The sequence below is a fragment of the Mesorhizobium sp. M8A.F.Ca.ET.165.01.1.1 genome (assembly GCF_004792065.1).
Taxonomy (GTDB): domain Bacteria; phylum Pseudomonadota; class Alphaproteobacteria; order Rhizobiales; family Rhizobiaceae; genus Mesorhizobium.
In genome coordinates this window covers 530041-547014 of sequence record NZ_SRTH01000001.1, presented here as the reverse complement: position 1 = coordinate 547014, position 16974 = coordinate 530041, and the positions used below count along the sequence as shown (strand labels likewise).

The following is a 16974-nucleotide window of genomic DNA, read 5'->3' as shown; positions in this document are numbered from 1 at the left end:
GCAGGCCATGAAAGCACTCGCCATCGCCGCCACCGGCATGAATGCCCAGCAGACCAATCTGGAAGTCATCGCCAACAACATCGCCAACATCAACACCACCGGCTACAAGCGCGCGCGCGCCGAATTCTCCGACCTGCTCTACCAGGTCGATCGCACGCAAGGTGTGCCGAACCGTTCCAACGCATCGCTGGTGCCGGAAGGCGTTTCGATCGGTCTCGGCGTCAAGACGACCGCGGTGCGCAACGTCCACACACAGGGCGAGCTGACCAGCACCGGCAACAGTTTCGACATGGCGCTCACCGGCAGGGGCTGGTTCCAGATCGAAGGTGCGGATGGCGGCACGCTCTATACGCGCGCCGGCGCCTTCAACACCAACGCCACCGGCCAGCTGGTGACGGTCGACGGCGCCAACGTCATTCCGGCCATCACCGTGCCGGTCGACGCGGTCGAGGTCATCGTCAACAAGACCGGCCAGGTCTTTGCCCGCATCGACGGTCAGACCGACCTGCAGAATCTCGGCCAGCTCCAGATCGTCAACTTCGCCAACGAGGCAGGCCTGGCACCGCTCGGCGACAATCTGTTCCAGGAAACGACAGCCTCCGGTCCCGCCAATGTCGGCGTGCCCGGCGATCCAGGCTTCGCCACCATCCAGCAAGGCTATCTCGAGGCTTCCAACGTCGATCCGGTCAAGGAAATCACCGAACTGATCTCGGCGCAGCGCGCCTATGAGATGAATTCCAAGGTCATCCAGGCCGCCGACGACATGGCCTCCGTTGTGTCCAAGAACATCAGGTAACGGATGATGGCCATGCCGATCTCCCGCTCCGCATTCCGCCGCGCCGCGCTGACCCTTGCGCTGGTGGCCGGCGGCATGCCGGCTTTCGCCCAGGAATCGACGAGTCAATCGGCAAGCCAATCGACGGGCCAGTCGGCCAACCAGCTTGCCACCAATCAGCCCGCCGGCGAGGTCGTGCTGATTCCCAACCGCGTCATCTATCCCGGTGAGACCATCGAACTCGCCGCGCTGAAACAGATCACCCTCATCACGGGCAAGCACAAGCCCGATGCGGTGGCGACCCGTTCCGAGGAACTCCAGGGCAAGATCGCCAAGCGCACGCTGCTGCCGGGCCGCTACATTCCTTCCGCCGCCATCCGCGAGGCCTGGCTGGTCGAACAGGGTGCGGCCGTGCAGGTCTTCTTCATCGCCGGCGGGCTGACGATCACGGCCACCGCCGTGACCTTGCAACCGGGCTCGGCCGGCGACTTCATCAAGGTTCGCAACAGCGACAGCGGCAAGATCCTCTCCGGCACGGTGATGGCCGACGGCACCATCCAGGTCGGCGCTTCATGATGCGGCCGTTTGCCCTTCTGCTCGCGGCGGCACTTGGCCTGCAGCCGGCGCTGGCCGATGGCTTGACGCCCAAGGCCAAGCGCGAGCTCGCCGCCAAGAATGGCGGTGTCTACGACGATCCGGAATATGATCCGGCCACCACCACGCGCATGTTCCGCGTTTCGCCCGGGCCGAGTTCGCTGCCGCCAGGCCAGGTCGCCTCGCGCATCAAGGACATCGCGCAGCTGCAGAGCTCGCGCGACAACCAGCTCGTCGGCTACGGCCTCGTCATCGGGCTCGCCGGATCCGGCGACAGCCTGCGCAACTCGCCGTTCACCGAACAGTCGATCCGCGCCATGCTCGAAAATCTCGGCATCGCCACCGAAGGCGGCAGCGCGCGCGCCAAGAACGTCGCCGCCGTCATCGTCACCGCCAACATGCCACCCTATGTGCAGTCGGGCGCACGCATCGACATCGACGTCTCCTCGATGGGCGACGCCACCTCGCTTGCCGGCGGCACGCTGATCATGACGCCGCTCAAGGCGGCGGACGGCGAGATTTACGCCGTCGGCCAGGGCGCGGTCATCGTTTCCGGTTTCACTGCGCAGGGCCAGGCCGAGCAGTTGACGCAAGGCGTGCCGACCGCCGGCCGCGTGCCGAACGGCGCCATCGTCGAGCGGCAGGTGAAGGCCGAATTCGACGACCAGTCGACGCTGACGCTGCAATTGCGCAATCCAGATTTTTCGACCGCCATCCGCATCGCCGATGCGATCAACGACTACACCGCCCAGCGCTTCGGCATGCGCGTGGCGGCCGAGCGCGATTCCCGCACCGTGCAGATCAGGCGGCCGAAGAGCGTGTCGGCGGCCCGCTTCTATGCCGAGATCGAGAATCTGGTGGTCGAGTCCGACACGCCGGCTCGCGTCGTCATCGACGAGCGCACCGGCACCATCGTCATCGGCAACGACGTCAAGATCTCGCGTGTCGCCATCAGCCACGGCACGCTGACGGTGCGCATCACGGAAGCGCCGCGCGTCGTGCAGCCGGAACCCTTCTCCAAGGGTGAAACCGCCGTCGAGCCGTTCACCGCCATCGATGCCAGCCGGCCCGACGCCCGCGTTGCCGTGCTCGATGGACCCGACCTGCAAACCCTCGTTTCCGGCCTCAATCGTCTCGGCGTCAAGCCGGACGGCATCATTGCCATCCTGCAAGGCATCAAGTCGGCCGGCGCCCTGCAAGCCGATCTGGTTCTCCAATAGCGATGCCGATGATCTCCTCCCTCTCGTCCCGTGAAAGACGCCGCTCCCGCATCTTCCTGTTGGCGGCCGCGATGGCGGCCATGCCTGTCCTTGGCGGCGCACACGCGGACGATGCCGTGCGGCAGGTTCTGCCCGGTGGGCAGCCCACGGTCGCGCCGCAGCAATTGACGCGGGAGAAAGCGCCGGACCAAAGCGAGATAGAGCGCTTCTGCTCCAACATCGCCGACGCCGCCCGCGACCGCCGCTATGCCTTGCAGGCGGAGGAGTTGAAGCAGCTGCAGGCCGGCATTGACGAGCGCATGAAGGCGCTGGACGCAAAGAAAGCCGAATACGAGACCTGGCTGAAGCGGCGCGAAGTGTTCCTGGCCAGGGCCGAGGACGGCGTCGTCAAGATCTATGCCGGCATGAAGCCCGATGCGGCTGCCGAACGCCTGGCAATCGTCAATGCGGAGCTCGCCGCGGCCATCCTGATGAAGCTCGATTCACGCAAGGCCGGCGTCATCCTCAACGAAATGGACCAGAAGGCGGCGGCGACGCTCACCGGCATCATGGCCAGCGCAGCCCGAAGGGTAGATCCGTCATGATCCGCAAAATGCTCATCCTGTGCGCGGCCGCAGCGCTGTCGGGCTGCGGAACCAACTTCAAGGAGATCGGCAGGGAACCGACCATGTCGCCGGTCGGGTCGGGCATCGGCAGCGACGGGGCAGCGCCCTACAGCTATCCTCAGCCGCCCGCCACGCCGGTCAAGAAGTTCTCTCTGTGGGACGATCGTCAGAGCCGGCTGTTCACCGATCCCAGGGCGCTGCGCGAAGGCGACATCCTGACCGTCAGGATCAAGCTCAACGACAAGGCCAACTTCAAGAACCAGAACGACAGGAGCCGGACTGCCGCGCGCAAGCTGGGCTATGACGTCACGCTGGGATGGGAAGGCAACAGCACGAGCGGCAAGGGCGACGCCGGCTTGAGCTCCAGCACCGAGACCAACGCCGACGGCGAAATCAAGCGCTCGGAGAACCTTGAGCTCAACGTCGCCGCCGTCGTCACCGAGGTCCTGCCCAACGGCAATTTGATGATCAGGGGTTCGCAGGAAGTGCGCGTCAACTACGAACTCAGGGTGCTCACCATCGCCGGCATGGTGCGTCCGTCGGACATCGGCGCGGAGAACACCATCTCCTATGAACGCATCGCCGAGGCGCGGATCTCCTACGGCGGGCGCGGTCGCGTCAGTGAGGTCCAGCAGCCGGCCTACGGCCAGCAGGTCCTCGACCAGGTTCTTCCGTTCTAGTTCTTGGCCTTCTGGGGATTGGAGAGCAACGCACCGTGGCCAATGTCGAACAGGTTCAGCCTCGCAAGGGTCCTTCCCTTGCCATCCAGGGCGCCATGCTGCTCGTGGTGACGGCCGCCGCCATCGGCATGGGCTGGATGTCGGGTGGCTATCTCAAAGGCGTCGGCGCACCATCATCGGTGCCGGTTGCGCCTGAAAATGAAGGCAAGGTCGCGCAGCCCGCCGCCACCCAACAGCCGGGCACGGGCCCGACCCTTGTCGCGCTGGCGCCGATCACCACCAATATCGCCTCGCCTGCCGATACATGGATCAGGATGGAAGTATCCGTGGTCTATGACGCGCCGCAGCCGCCGGCCATGGCGGAGGATATTCAACAGGATCTTCTGGCTTTCGTGCGCACCCTGAAAATGCACCAGATCGAAGGCGCCAGTGGCTACCAGCACCTGAAGGCCGATCTCGACGAACGCGCCTCGATCCGCAGTCAGGGGCACGTCAAACAGGTTCTTGTCAGGACATTGCTGCTCGAATGAGAAAATTCCTTCTTGCCGCGGTACTGATCGGTGCCGCCACCTCCGTCGCGGCGGCCCAGCAACTCGACCTTGGCGGCATCGGCAAGGCCGACGGCACCACCGTCGGCTACATCATTCAGATGTTCGGCCTGCTTACCGTCTTGTCGGTGGCGCCGGGGCTGCTGATCATGGTGACGAGCTTCACCCGCTTCGTCATCGCCTTCTCGATCCTGCGTGCCGGCATCGGCCTGCAATCGACGCCGGCGAACCTCATCCTCATTTCGCTGTCGCTGTTCATGACCTTCTATGTCATGGCGCCGACCTTCGATCAGGCGTGGAACACCGGCGTCAAGCCGTTGATGGACAATCAGATCAGCCAGACCGAGGCCTTCGAGAAGATTTCCGATCCCTTCCGCACCTTCATGCTGCACAATGTGCGCGACAAGGACTTCGACCTTTTCGCCGACCTCGCCCGCGAGCGCGGCCAGGTCGTTGCCAAGGAGACGGTCGACCTGCGCATCCTGGTGCCTGCCTTCATGATCTCCGAGATTCGCCGCGGCTTCGAGATCGGCTTCCTGATCGTGCTGCCATTCCTGGTCATCGACCTGATCGTGGCCACCATCACCATGGCGATGGGCATGATGATGCTGCCGCCAACAGTGGTGTCGCTGCCGTTCAAGATCCTGTTCTTCGTCCTGATCGACGGCTGGAACCTGCTCGTCGGCAGCCTGGTGCGCTCTTTCACCTGATCGTCCGCGCTCGACATCAGGCATCGCGCGCCCGAGGAACCGGGCGGCGCGAGCATCATCGAATTTTCTCCGAATTATTTTCGATTAACCGTCCGATTTAGTCCTTTGGTAGGGACTCGCCGCCATAGTCGCTCGCAGATGGCGGGTGACCCAAACGCAACGGTCATTGGCATGATGCCGCTCCGTCATACCGGACAAACCGGTATGCAAAAAACACCTGTAAAAACAAGGTACGAGTAGCCATGGCCAGTATCATGACCAACGCCGCAGCGTTGACCGCGCTGCAGAGCTTGAACGCCACCCAGAAGAGCCTCGACACCACCCAGTCCCGCATCTCGACGGGCTATCGCGTCTCCCAGGCTTCGGACAATGCCGCCTACTGGTCGATCGCCACCACGATGCGCTCCGACAACCAGGCCATGTCCACCGTTTCGGACTCGCTCGGCCTCGGCGCTTCGAAGGTCGACACCGCCTACACTGGCATGAACAGCGCGATCACCACCATCAACTCGATCCAGCAGAAGCTGACCGCGTCCTACGGTCAGACCGACGCCGCCAAGGAAAAGACCCAGGTCGAAATCGCCGCCCTTCAGGCACAGCTCAAGGGTTACGCCGACTCCGCCACCTTCTCCGGCACCAACATGCTGTCGGTGTCCACCGCCTCGGGCACGGCAGCCGACGTCAAGGTCGTTTCGGCTTTCAACCGCACCTCCGCCGGCGCGGTTTCGATCTCGACGATCGACGTCAAAGTCGAAAGCATCAAGCTCTATGACTCCGGCGCCGCGCCGACCGCCAAGGGTATCCTCGACACAGCCCGCCTTGGCACCACTGGCGCTGCAACCACCACAGCACAGGCCCCGACCCTTGGTGGCCCTATCGTTGCCGGCGATACCTATTCGGTCGCCAGCCTGGCCATCTTCTCAGGCACCACGGCCGCCAGCGACGCTCAGATCTCGCAGATGATGACCGTCGTCGACGCCGCGCTCAAGGACATGACGACCGCCGCTACCAAGCTCGGCGCCGCCAAGAGCTCCATCGACCTGCAGAAGACCTTCACGCAGAGCCTGATGGACTCCATCGATCGCGGCGTGGGCCAGCTCGTTGATGCCGACATGAACAAGGAATCGACCCGCCTCCAGGCTCTGCAGGTTCAGCAGCAGCTCGGCGTCCAGGCGCTGTCGATCGCCAACGGCTCCTCGCAGTCGATCCTGTCGCTCTTCCGCGGCTGATCCCTCTCGACCGACCAAACCAGGCAAACGGGCCGCGCCAAAAGCGCGGCCCGTTTTGCGTTTGCTCCAGCCCCGCGCAACCCTCGTTCCTTAACCCTCTGAAGCTGGCTTTTAACAGGCCATTAACCATAACGAGCTAGTCATGGTTAACCAATGACTACAACGGATTGCCGAATCGGCCCGATCGGGGTGGCGGCAATCCAGGGGCGGGTCGAGCGGCTCGCGAGGGCAACGCCGGTCTTTGAGAAAGACCGGTCTGAAAAAAGGAGCGAGTTTCTTGGCGAGCATCATGACAAACGCCGCGGCGTTGACCGCACTTCAAAGCCTTAACGCCACCAACAAGTCGCTCGAGCAGACCCAGGCCAGGATCTCGACCGGTTACAGGGTCTCCGAAGCATCCGACAACGCCGCCTACTGGTCGATCGCCACGACGATGCGCTCCGACAACCAGGCGCTGTCGACAGTGCAGGACGCGCTCGGCCTCGGCGCCTCGAAAGTGGACATTGCCTATACCGGCATGAACAATGCGCTGGATACGATCGGCAAGATCAAGACCAAGTTGCTTTCGACCATTGGCCAGACGGCAGCCGCCAAGGCAAAGACGCAGACCGAGATCACGACGCTTCAGGCGCAGATGAAGTCCTTCGCCGACGCCGCCACCTTTTCGGGTTCGAATTATCTTTCGGTGACGTCCAACGCCGCCAATGGTGGCGTCCAATCTGACGCCAAGATCGTCTCGTCCTTCAATCGCTCCTCCTCGGGCGCCATCTCGCTCGGAACGATCGACATCAATTTGGAGAGCACCAAGCTGTTCGATTCCGGCCTTCCTGCCGTCGTCAAGAACCAGGGCACGCTCGACCGCCAGACCTCGGTCTACTCCACCGCCGCCGCCCAGGCCTTGTATGACGCCGCCTATGCGACAGCACTCGCTGGCGGCGGCACGGACGCCGCCGCCAACACCGCTGGCCAGACCGCGGCCGCGGCGAGCACGGCCACGAAGATCGACAACGTCTCCGCGTTCAATCTCGACATCACCGCGGCCGGCGTGACCGACGACATCATCACCCAGATGATCGGCAAGATCGACAACGTCATGGCTCAGTTGACCGACCAGGCCACCATCCTCGGTTCGGCCAAGAGCAGCATCGATCTGCAGAAGACCTTCACGCAGAGCCTGATGGACTCCATCGACCGCGGCGTCGGCCAGCTCGTCGATGCCGACATGAACAAGGAATCGACCCGCCTCCAGGCGCTGCAGGTGCAGCAGCAGCTCGGCATCCAGTCGCTGTCTATCGCCAACAGCTCCTCGCAGTCGATCCTGTCGCTGTTCAAGAACGGCTAGTTCAGCCTTAGCCGACGGATACTTCGACTTCCAACTCACGGGCCGCGCCGCAAGCGCGGCCCGATTTCATTTTCGCACAAGCTTCGAGGCTTAGTGTTCCGGCGGACAGTCATGCTGGGAGTCGCTCAACCGTGCCGCAACAGATCCAGAGCATCATCTCGAATCTCCGCGGCTTTGGCGTCAGGCGCCTCGCCATGCTGGCGGGCATCGCTGTCCTGGTGATGGGCGTCATCGGCATTGCCTCGGTCTACCTCAACCGCCCGGCCTATGACACGCTCTATGTCGGGCTCGACCGCTCCGACGTGAACCAGATCGGCCTCGTGCTGGGCGAGGCTGGCATCGGCTTCGACGTCGGCTCCGACGGAACCTCCGTGCTGGTGCCGGCCGGCACCACGGCGCAGGCCCGCATGCTGCTTGCCGAGAAGGGCCTGCCGACCAGCGCCAATGCCGGCTACGAGCTGTTCGACAATGTCGGCGCGATGGGCCTCACCTCCTTCATGCAGCAGATTACCCGCGTGCGTGCGCTCGAAGGCGAGATCGCCCGCACCATCCAGTCCATCGCCGGCATCAAGGCGGCACGCGTCCACATCGTCATGTCCGAGCGCGCCAATTTCCGCCGCGATGAACAGCAGCCATCCGCCTCGGTCGTCATTCGCTACTCCGGCATCGACGCGGAGAAGAGCGCCATGTCGATCCGCCACCTCGTCGCCGCCGCCGTCCCTGGCCTGTCGGCCGACAAGGTGACGGTGCTCGATTCCAACGGCAATCTGCTGGCCGCGGGCGATGATCCCTCCAACACCAGCGCCGCCCGCACCCTCGGCGTCGAGCAGACCGTGGAGGCGCAGATCGGCGACAACATCCGCCGCGCGCTGACGCCTTATCTCGGGCCTGACAATTTCCGCGCCAGCGTCAAGGCCGACGTCAACACCGACACCCGCCAGACCGAAGAGACGATCTTCGATCCGGAGTCCCGCGTCGAACGCTCGGTGCAGTCGGTGCGCGCCAACGAGAACAGCAATCAGAAACAGGCCTCCACCCCGGCCAGCGTCGAGCAGAACCTGCCCGAGACCCAGGCGACCAGCACCGAGGGTCCGCAGACCTCCTCGGCGAACGACCGCAAGGAGGAAATCACCAATTACGAGATCAACTCCAAGAAGATCGCCACCGTCTCCAATGGCTACAGCGTCACCAAGATGTCGATCGCAGTCGTCGTCAACCAGGACCGGCTGAAGGCGATCCTGGGCAAGGACGCGACGCCCGACCAGATCGCCAAGCGCGTCGCCGAAATCCAGAAGATGGTGAGTTCCGCCACCGGCTTCGACGACAAGCGTGGCGACGTCATCGACGTCTCGGCGGTCGAGTTCATCGACGGGCTGGACGGCGAGGCGATCCCGCAGGGGGGAATGCTCGATTCCATCGGCCAGCATGCCGGCACGTTGATCAATGCCGGCGCCTTCATTGTCGTGGTGTTCCTGGTCGCCTTCTTCGGCTTGCGGCCGATGGCGGCCGCGCTGACGGCCAAGGCGACGCCCGCCATAGCAGGCCCCAATTTCGATGAAGTCCAACGCTCTCTGCCGACCCCGGAGGCAGCCGCTTCGGCCGATGCGGGTGCCGCCGTCGGCGCCTTGCCCGGCACGCGTGCCGGCGCCACCCCGCTCGACGATTTGCGCCAGAAGATCAGGCCGGCCCCGCAGGAGCGGCTTGCCCGCATGGTCGACATCAACGAGGAACGCACCGCGCAGATCCTGCGCAAATGGGCGGCCCAGGAAGTCGCGGCGTAGACCATGCCCTCCGCAGCCCTCTTCGATCTTCTTCCGGACTTCGGCACGCGCGCGCAACGCGCCAGCCAGCCCCAGCCCGCCGCCGAGCACAAGCCCGAGGCGGCGGCACCGCCGGCCGATATCGGCACGCTGATCGCCGAGGCGGTTGCCCAGGCGGAGGCGGCGCTCGGCGAACGGCTTGCCGCGACCCATCAAGCAGCGCTGGAAGCGGAACGGCAGGCAAATGCCGAGGAAGCGAGGGCGTTTCTCGACAGGTTCGGTGGCGATGTCGCTAAGGCGGTTTCGTCGCGGCTCGACGCCATGGAGGCGCGCGTGACGGATCTTGTCGGCGCCACGGTCGCCCGCGTCATCGGCGGCGTTGTCAGCGACGATCTGCGCAAGCGCTCGCTTGAAGCGCTCGCCGGCGCGATCCGCGAAGCCGTTCGCGATGGCGAAGCCGTGCGCATCGCCGTCCGCGGGCCGCTCTCGCTGTTCGAAACGCTGAAGGCATCGCTTGGGCCGCGCGCCGAAAATCTCGACTTCATCGAGGCGCCCGGCTTCGACCTGACGGTCACCATCGACGAGGCCGTGTTCGAGACGCGCATGGCCGAATGGTCGGCAACCCTTTCCGAGGTCCTGTCATGAGCGTCGCCGATGCCGATCACGGCAGGCACGAGATCATCATCGTGCGGCGCGGGCATGACGACCACGACGAAGGTCATCATGGCGGCGTCTGGAAGATCGCCTTCGCCGACTTCATGACCGCGATGATGTGCTTCTTCCTGGTCATGTGGCTGATCAATGCCGCCAACGAACAAACCAAGGCGGCCGTCGCCAGCTACTTCAATCCCGTCAAGCTGGTCGACCGTGAGTCGAGCCGTAAGGGCCTCCAGGATCTCGGCAATGGGCCGCGCTCGGTCGGGCTGATGGCAGACAAACCGCAGGAAGCGACAACCAAGGCCGGGCAGGACGGCAGCGGCGCCGCGGGCTCATCCAACCGCAAGCAAGACAAGCAGGAACCGCAGCAGTCGCAACAGTCCGACGAGCATCTCTTCGCCGACCCCTATGCGGTGCTCTCGGAGATCGCCACGGAGACCGGCGTCATGCAGAATGTCAGCCAGAAAGGCGACGGCGGCGCGCAGAATTCTGGTCCGGCGACGGGCGCCTCGGGCGGCGCGTCCTACCGCGATCCCTTCGAGCCTGACTTCTGGTCGCAGCAGGTCGCCGCACCTGGCGCCGAGGCGAGTGCCCAGCGCCCCAGGGTCGAGGGCGATCCGCTCAAGCCCGGCGACAAGGCTGCCGAGACACAGATCGCCAAGGTCAAGGCCGTGCCGCCGGCACCACCGATCAAGGACGCACCGCTGGAGCCCTTGGCCGGGGATGGCAAGGATGCCGCCGCGGCAACGGCCAAGGCCGGTGATGTGAAAGCCGGGGATGCCAAGGCGGGCAACGCCAAGGCTGGAGACAGCAAGGCTGCGGATACGCCCAAGGCCGTCGCGCAGCAGGAGGCCGCAAAGCCCGAGGCGGCGGACAAGGCTCCGACCCCCGCCGTGGTGAAAGCGGCTGCCGACGTCAAGCAGCAGCTTGCCGATGCCTTCAAGCCCGGCGACAAGCTGCATGACGGTGTCTCGGTCGAAGCCACTGACAAGGGTGTCGTCATCTCCATCACCGATCAGCTCGACTTCGGCATGTTCGAGGTCGGATCGGCGGTGCCGAGCCGTGAACTGGTGCTGGCGATGGAAAAGATCGGTCGCATCGTCAACAGCCAGAAGGGCACCATCAGCATCAACGGCCACACCGATGCGCGCCCTTTCCGCAGCGACAGCTACGACAATTGGCGGCTGTCGACGGCGCGCGCGCATTCGGCCTACTACATGCTCGTGCGTGGTGGCGTCGATGAACGCCGTATCACCGAGGTTGCCGGCTTCGCGGATCGCCAGCCCAAGGATCCGGCAGACCCGATGTCGGCGGCCAACCGCCGCATCGAGATCCTGATGGCGACCGGCGGATGAAGAGGGGGGCGCTGACCAGCCGCCTGACAGGCCTGTTGCTGCTGGCCGCGGCGTGTCCGTCCACGGGCCTCGCCCAGGATACGCTGCAGCCCTATCAGCTGGTGCGCTCGTTGCAGCTCGTCCAGGACCGTATCGCGGCCGGCGATCATGCCGCGATGCCGATGCAGGCCAAATTGCTCGAGATGACCGATGCCCGGTTGCGCGCCGCGGATGCCGAGGATTTCAAGGATCCCAAGAATTTTCGCGCGCTGCTGGTCTACGGCATGAGCGGCGGCAATCCGGTGACCGTCGACGCGGCCGTATCGCGCGCCGCCTCCGATCCGCGGAACCTTGCCATCGCCAAAGGCGTGATCGGCTATCTGAACGGCCGGCCCGGCGAGGCGATCGAAGCCTTGAGGCCGATCGACCCGATGACCCAGCCAAGCGATCTCGGCGCGTTCCTCGCTTTGGTCAAAGGGTCACTGCTCGCCACGGACCAGCCGGCCGCCGCGCTGATGCTGCTCGATGAGGCCAAGCTGCTCAGCCCCGGCACTCTGGTCGAGGAAGCAGCCTTGCGGCGCTCGGTCGGCATTGCGGTGACGCAAGGCGACGCGGCACGGTTCGCGCTTGCCTCGACCCAATATGTCGAGCGCTATCTCTATTCGCCTTACGCCAGCCAGTTCGCCGACTCCTTCGTCTCCGGCGTCATCGCACTGCACATGTCGATCAGCCAGGACAAGCTTGCCGACATCACCTCGATGATGGATCCCGAGCGCGAGAAAGTGATCTATCTGCGCATCGCCCGCCGCGCCGCGATTGACGGCATGAGCGACTTGTCGGCCTTCGCCTCGGCACGGGCCGAACAGGGTCGCGACGGCAACACCAATCAGGGCGATCCGCGCGCGCTGCTCTATTCCAGCCTGTCCACGGTGACCTCCGATACCATCGAGGACGTGCGCGCCAAACTGGGCAAGATCGACCGCGGCAAATTGTCGGACAGCGACCGCGCCTTGCTCGACGCGGCCCAGGCCATCGCCGGCGAAGTGGTGGCGCCGCCTGCCTCACTTGCGGCCGCAAACCCGGCGCCCGCACCAGTGGTGCCGGCACCCGAACCGGAGGTTGCGGCGGTGCCGACCACTGATGCCGCCGGATTGCCCCCCGTCGAGGGCGCCGTCTCCGAACGGCCGGCCGTGGCGCCATCCCTGGCCGCCGCGCCTGCTGCGCCGAACGCATCCGCGCCGGCAACCGACGCGGCAACCGCCCTGCCGGCATCGGCGCCGGCGGCCTCGGCCAGCGCCGACACGACAGACCCGACCGACGCCGCCATGACAAAAACCCGTCGACAGCTCGACCTGATCGACCAGATGCTTGGAGCCGCCCCGAAATGACCCCCAGCCTCGGCCCGGCCCTGCCAGGATTTACCGCCGCGCGCACGGCCGAGCAGCCGGCCGCGCCTGGAAAGAAGGACGACACCGGTTTCGGCAAGATGGTGCACGGCGGCGCGAGCCCTGCCAATTCGGAAAAGCAGCCACCGGCCGAGGCCGGCTCTCGCGATCCGCGCTGGAGCAGGCTTGCGGCAGACCTTGCGGCGAAGACTGGCGAGGATGAGCCGATGCCCGCAGGCAAGGCAAGGACCACGCCGAGTGGATCATCTGCCGCGAAATCCATGAAGGACGGCAAGGACACCGGGACGGACAAGGATGCCGATGCCGACGCGTCGGCCATCGAACCGCGTGCAACCGCGCTCGACGAGCATCTGCCGCTGCTGATGGCGTTTCATGACCTGCGCCATTTCTCGACGTCAGCCAAGTCGACCGACTCGAGCGCGGGCGAAACAGGACAGGACGCCGCTGTCGTTGGACAGCTTCCCTCGAAGGGCTATCGGCAGAAATCCGCCGCCGCGAGTGACGGTCTCGACCCCATCTCCAAGCCTGAGCGGGTATCGCTCGCAGACGGGCCGTTGACCAAACTCGACGGTCAGCTCGTCCGCGATGCCGCCGGCGCGCCAAGACACGACGGCATGATCGAGGCCGGCCCCCTGCCCGAGACATCCGCGGAGGTGCCGGGCGTGGAGACGAAGCAGGCGGCGCCGCAGCTGAAATCCATCGCCGACCTTCAGTCTTCATTGCGGTCCGAACCAGGAAAACAGCAGTCGGCGGCGGCACGCATCGACGTCGTTTCCGAGCGCAGCTTCCCCGCGCCGCCGCAGGCCCCGATGAGCCAGGCGGCCCTCAACGTGATCGGCGCTATTTCAGCCGACGGCGGCCCGAACCAGGCGCTCGCCACGGCGTCCGCGACCGCTCAGCTGGCGGGCTCTGTTGCCGTTCCGACACATGTCTTGAAGATCGAACTTCACCCGGCCGAACTGGGCATGGTCACGGCCCATCTTCGGCTCTCCGGAGAACAACTGTCGATTGAGTTGAAGCCCGAAACACACGATGCCTATCGCCGGCTTTCCAGCGACAGCGAAGCGATCGTCAAGTCGCTGCGCGGGCTCGGTTTCGAGGTTGACAAGGTGACCATCCTGCAACCATCGATTGCAGTCACCTCCACAACCCGGACGGATACAACCGCCTCCGTGAGCGCGGCACCCGGCCGCGATCCATCATCCTTCCAGCCCGGAAACTCCGGCGGCGGCAATAATGGGGCCGGTGGCCAGCAGTCGGGTCAGCATTCCGCAAGGGGTAGCCATGATGATGCGCAAACACACGGCCGCGTCGCTTCGCCTTCTCGCGAGCGCGCTGGCGGCGATATATTTATCTAGCCTCGCGAGCAGCGCCGGCGCCGCCACCAATCCCTGCGAACCCGAGATCCTGCGTGCCGCCGACCGCTATGGCGTGCCCGCCGGCATCCTCTATGCCGTCGGGTTGACGGAAACCGGCAACAAGGGCAGTCTTCAGCCCAACGCATTGAATATAGAAGGAAAAGCAGTCTTTCCGAGAAGCCGAACCGAAGCGCTTGCCGCCTTCGCCAACGCCCAGCGCGAGGGCAAGACGCTGATCGATCTCGGCTGCATGCAGATCAACCATCACTACCACGCCTCGCATTTCCGCAGCGTCGAGGACATGCTCGACCCACGCCAGAACGTCGACTACGCGGCGCGCTTCCTGGCCAGCCTCCATGCCCGCCACGAGACCTGGTCGATGGCCGTCGCCCGCTATCATGCCGGTCCCGACAACGACCCGGCGCAGAAGGTCTATGTCTGCAGGGTGATCGCCAACATGGTTGCCACCGGCTTTGGCAAATGGACCACGAATGCGCGGACCTTCTGCAACCCGTAAGCGCATTTTCTGCTTCTAATACATCAATCCCCGACTGCGGAGCGGTTCGGCACGACTTGGTCAAGACTTGCACCCGCAAGCATATCTGGCTGCACGCTAATGCAACCGATCCGATTCCAGACTCCCAAGAAACTAGTTATAAGAAATGACGGTTGTTCAGGATTCCCGGCAGCGGATACGCCTTTCCCCACGGGGCAAATGTGCTGATTCGGAGGCGGGGCCGATGATCGTTATCGTTGACGAGCGAGAGCTCGTGACAGAGGGCTACAATTCACTTTTCGACCGCGAGGGGATCGCCTGCGCCGGTTTCGCACCGGGCGAATTCGGCGAGTGGGTCAACTCGGCCGCCGACACCGATCTGCGCTCGGTCCGGGCCTTCCTGATCGGCGATTGCCGTGACGGCGCGATCTCGCCGCGCCAGATCCGCGACCGCACCGGGGCTCCGGTCATTGCGCTCAGCGAGCAGCATTCGCTGGAAAACACGCTGCGGTTGTTCGAGAGCGGCGTCGACGACGTCATCCGCAAGCCGGTGCACATCCGCGAAATCCTGGCCCGCATCACCGCCATCCGCCGACGCGCCAGCGAGGACGTCGCCTATACCGAGATCGGCGCCATGCGCATCTTCATGGACGGCCGCGATCCCGAGATCGACGGCCAGCCTTTGCCCTTGCCGCGCCGCGAGCGCCGTATCCTGGAATATCTGGCGAGCAACCGCGGCCGCCGCGTCACCAAGACCCAGGTGTTCAACGCCATCTACGGCATCTTCGACGAAGAGGTCGAGGAGAACGTGGTGGAGAGCCACATCAGCAAGTTGCGCAAGAAACTGCGCGAGAAGCTGGGCACCGACCCTATCGATTCCAAGCGGTTCCTCGGCTACCGGCTCGTGTTCTGATGCGCCGCCGCGCCAGCCTCGCGCAAGACAGGACGCGTAGCCTCGAAGCCAGTGGCATGGATATTGCGGAGACATCTCGATGAGCCTCTACGGAATGATGCGGACCGGCGTTTCCGGCATGAACGCACAGGCAAACCGCTTGTCGACGACAGCCGACAACATCGCCAACTCCGACACCACCGGCTACAAGCGGTCCTCGGCTGAATTTTCGACGCTGATCATGCCGTCGACAGGCGGCGCCTATAATTCCGGCGGCGTCACCACGACGATCCGCCAGGCGGTCAGCGATCCGGGCGTGCTTCAATACACGACATCGGTTTCCGACCTTGCCGTCAGCGGCGATGGCTTCTTCGTCGTCCAGGATCCCAGCGGCACGCCTTTCCTGACCCGCGCCGGCGCCTTCGTGCCCGACGCACAGGGCCGGCTGGTCAATGCCGCCGGCTTTCAGCTGATGGCCTACAGCTACGCCAATGGCACGCCGGCGGCGACAGTGAACGGCTTCGAAGGTCTCGAGCCGGTCGTCATCTCCGACCAGGGACTGACCGCGACACCGAGCACCGAGGGTAATTTCAGTGGCAATCTGCCGGCGGGCGCGACACCGGTCGCTGCCGCCAACCTGCCCAGCGCCAACGCCGCCACCGCACAGTACACTCAGAAAACGTCGATGGTCGCCTATGACAATCTCGGCAACAAGAAGCTGCTCGACGTCTATTTCACCAACACCGGCACCGGCACCTGGGAGGTAGCAGTCTTCGATCAGTCGAAGGCAACGCCTGGAACCGGTTTTCCCTACGCCGCCGGCGGCGCGCTCGGCTCAGCCAACCTGACCTTCGATACCACGACGGGCAAGCTGACCGGCACACCCACAGGCATTTCATTCACCGTGCCGGGTGGCGCCAGCCTCAATCTCGACTTGTCGAAGCTGACCCAGCTCGGGACCGGATTCACCGTTTCCGATGCCCAGGTCAACGGCAATGCGCCGAGCACCATCGACAAGATCCAGATCAGCAAGGATGGCACCATCTACGCTCAGTACAAGGATGGCACCTCCAAGCCGCTCTACAAGATTCCGCTGGCCGACGTGCAGAGCCCCGACCAGCTCAAGGCGCTGCCTGGCAACGTCTACGCGCAAGGCACTGAGTCCGGCGCGGTCCGTGTCGGCTTTGCCAATGAAGGCAAGGCCGGCTCGATCATCTCCGGCGCGCTCGAGAATTCCAACGTCGATATCGCCGAGGAATTGACCGACATGATCGCGGCCCAGCGCAGCTACACCGCCAATTCGAAAGTCTTCCAGACCGGTTCCGATCTGATGGACGTCCTTGTCAACCTGAAGAGATAACCGGGCTC

General features: G+C 64.6%; 17 protein-coding genes. All 17 read left to right on the top strand.

The window, feature by feature from the left end; genetic code table 11:
• The first annotated feature begins 7 nt into the window (after window positions 1-7).
• The 17 genes from flgG (at window position 8) to EN808_RS02580 (ending at window position 16966) form a co-directional block, all read left to right on the top strand.
• A complete protein-coding gene (flgG, locus tag EN808_RS02660) occupies window positions 8-796 on the top strand; it encodes a flagellar basal-body rod protein FlgG (protein ID WP_127275716.1) in 789 nt (262 codons plus the stop codon).
• A 6-nt stretch (window positions 797-802) separates the two neighbouring features.
• Window positions 803-1351, top strand: coding sequence for a flagellar basal body P-ring formation chaperone FlgA (flgA, locus tag EN808_RS02655; protein WP_189524042.1), 549 nt, complete (start codon window positions 803-805; stop codon window positions 1349-1351).
• A complete protein-coding gene (locus EN808_RS02650; protein ID WP_127275718.1) occupies window positions 1348-2589 on the top strand; it encodes a flagellar basal body P-ring protein FlgI in 1242 nt (413 codons plus the stop codon). The genes flgA and EN808_RS02650 overlap by 4 nt, the downstream gene beginning before the upstream one ends.
• A gap of 2 nt (window positions 2590-2591) precedes the next feature.
• Window positions 2592-3173 (top strand): MotE family protein, encoded by a 582-nt coding sequence (locus tag EN808_RS02645; RefSeq protein WP_189524041.1) that lies wholly within the window; start codon window positions 2592-2594, stop codon window positions 3171-3173.
• A complete protein-coding gene (gene flgH / locus EN808_RS02640; protein ID WP_127281130.1) occupies window positions 3170-3874 on the top strand; it encodes a flagellar basal body L-ring protein FlgH in 705 nt (234 codons plus the stop codon). Before EN808_RS02645 ends, flgH begins: the two co-directional genes overlap by 4 nt.
• A 35-nt stretch (window positions 3875-3909) precedes the next feature.
• Window positions 3910-4404: a flagellar basal body-associated FliL family protein gene (locus EN808_RS02635; RefSeq protein ID WP_135915057.1), complete on the top strand. Its 495-nt coding sequence runs from the start codon at window positions 3910-3912 to the stop codon at window positions 4402-4404.
• Window positions 4401-5132 (top strand): flagellar type III secretion system pore protein FliP, encoded by a 732-nt coding sequence (gene fliP, locus EN808_RS02630; RefSeq protein ID WP_027144757.1) that lies wholly within the window; start codon window positions 4401-4403, stop codon window positions 5130-5132. Before EN808_RS02635 ends, fliP begins: the two co-directional genes overlap by 4 nt.
• A gap of 242 nt (window positions 5133-5374) precedes the next feature.
• Window positions 5375-6361 carry a flagellin gene (locus tag EN808_RS02625; RefSeq protein ID WP_127869874.1) on the top strand — a complete coding sequence of 329 codons (987 nt, stop codon included), beginning with the start codon at window positions 5375-5377 and terminating at the stop codon, window positions 6359-6361.
• A 277-nt stretch (window positions 6362-6638) separates the two neighbouring features.
• Window positions 6639-7703: a flagellin gene (locus tag EN808_RS02620; protein WP_127277944.1), complete on the top strand. Its 1065-nt coding sequence runs from the start codon at window positions 6639-6641 to the stop codon at window positions 7701-7703.
• 131 nt (window positions 7704-7834) lie between these two features.
• Window positions 7835-9484 (top strand): flagellar basal-body MS-ring/collar protein FliF, encoded by a 1650-nt coding sequence (fliF, locus tag EN808_RS02615; protein WP_135865559.1) that lies wholly within the window; start codon window positions 7835-7837, stop codon window positions 9482-9484.
• A 3-nt stretch (window positions 9485-9487) separates the two neighbouring features.
• Complete coding sequence (locus tag EN808_RS02610; protein ID WP_135915056.1) at window positions 9488-10108, top strand: hypothetical protein; 621 nt, start codon at window positions 9488-9490, stop codon at window positions 10106-10108.
• Complete coding sequence (locus EN808_RS02605; RefSeq protein ID WP_135915055.1) at window positions 10105-11475, top strand: MotB family protein; 1371 nt, start codon at window positions 10105-10107, stop codon at window positions 11473-11475. Before EN808_RS02610 ends, EN808_RS02605 begins: the two co-directional genes overlap by 4 nt.
• A complete protein-coding gene (locus EN808_RS02600) occupies window positions 11472-12842 on the top strand; it encodes a chemotaxis protein MotC (protein ID WP_135915054.1) in 1371 nt (456 codons plus the stop codon). The genes EN808_RS02605 and EN808_RS02600 overlap by 4 nt, the downstream gene beginning before the upstream one ends.
• A 278-nt stretch (window positions 12843-13120) precedes the next feature.
• Window positions 13121-14218, top strand: a complete 1098-nt coding sequence (locus EN808_RS02595; RefSeq protein ID WP_245525019.1) for a flagellar hook-length control protein FliK — start codon at window positions 13121-13123, stop codon at window positions 14216-14218.
• Complete coding sequence (locus tag EN808_RS02590; protein WP_167531313.1) at window positions 14148-14735, top strand: transglycosylase SLT domain-containing protein; 588 nt, start codon at window positions 14148-14150, stop codon at window positions 14733-14735. The genes EN808_RS02595 and EN808_RS02590 overlap by 71 nt, the downstream gene beginning before the upstream one ends.
• Window positions 14736-14958: 223 nt before the next feature.
• Window positions 14959-15627: a response regulator transcription factor gene (locus EN808_RS02585; RefSeq protein ID WP_015315897.1), complete on the top strand. Its 669-nt coding sequence runs from the start codon at window positions 14959-14961 to the stop codon at window positions 15625-15627.
• 79 nt (window positions 15628-15706) lie between these two features.
• A complete protein-coding gene (locus tag EN808_RS02580; RefSeq protein ID WP_135881293.1) occupies window positions 15707-16966 on the top strand; it encodes a flagellar hook protein FlgE in 1260 nt (419 codons plus the stop codon).
• The last annotated feature ends 8 nt before the right edge of the window (window positions 16967-16974 follow it).

Coding starts and splice junctions, on each gene's coding strand:
- flgG (WP_127275716.1), top strand. CDS start 8: ATGAAAGCACTCGCCATCGCCGCCACCGGCATGAATGCCCAGCAGACC.
- flgA (WP_189524042.1), top strand. CDS start 803: ATGGCCATGCCGATCTCCCGCTCCGCATTCCGCCGCGCCGCGCTGACC.
- EN808_RS02650 (WP_127275718.1), top strand. CDS start 1,348: ATGATGCGGCCGTTTGCCCTTCTGCTCGCGGCGGCACTTGGCCTGCAG.
- EN808_RS02645 (WP_189524041.1), top strand. CDS start 2,592: ATGCCGATGATCTCCTCCCTCTCGTCCCGTGAAAGACGCCGCTCCCGC.
- flgH (WP_127281130.1), top strand. CDS start 3,170: ATGATCCGCAAAATGCTCATCCTGTGCGCGGCCGCAGCGCTGTCGGGC.
- fliP (WP_027144757.1), top strand. CDS start 4,401: ATGAGAAAATTCCTTCTTGCCGCGGTACTGATCGGTGCCGCCACCTCC.
- EN808_RS02625 (WP_127869874.1), top strand. CDS start 5,375: ATGGCCAGTATCATGACCAACGCCGCAGCGTTGACCGCGCTGCAGAGC.
- EN808_RS02610 (WP_135915056.1), top strand. CDS start 9,488: ATGCCCTCCGCAGCCCTCTTCGATCTTCTTCCGGACTTCGGCACGCGC.
- EN808_RS02605 (WP_135915055.1), top strand. CDS start 10,105: ATGAGCGTCGCCGATGCCGATCACGGCAGGCACGAGATCATCATCGTG.
- EN808_RS02600 (WP_135915054.1), top strand. CDS start 11,472: ATGAAGAGGGGGGCGCTGACCAGCCGCCTGACAGGCCTGTTGCTGCTG.
- EN808_RS02595 (WP_245525019.1), top strand. CDS start 13,121: ATGAAGGACGGCAAGGACACCGGGACGGACAAGGATGCCGATGCCGAC.
- EN808_RS02590 (WP_167531313.1), top strand. CDS start 14,148: ATGATGCGCAAACACACGGCCGCGTCGCTTCGCCTTCTCGCGAGCGCG.
- EN808_RS02585 (WP_015315897.1), top strand. CDS start 14,959: ATGATCGTTATCGTTGACGAGCGAGAGCTCGTGACAGAGGGCTACAAT.
- EN808_RS02580 (WP_135881293.1), top strand. CDS start 15,707: ATGAGCCTCTACGGAATGATGCGGACCGGCGTTTCCGGCATGAACGCA.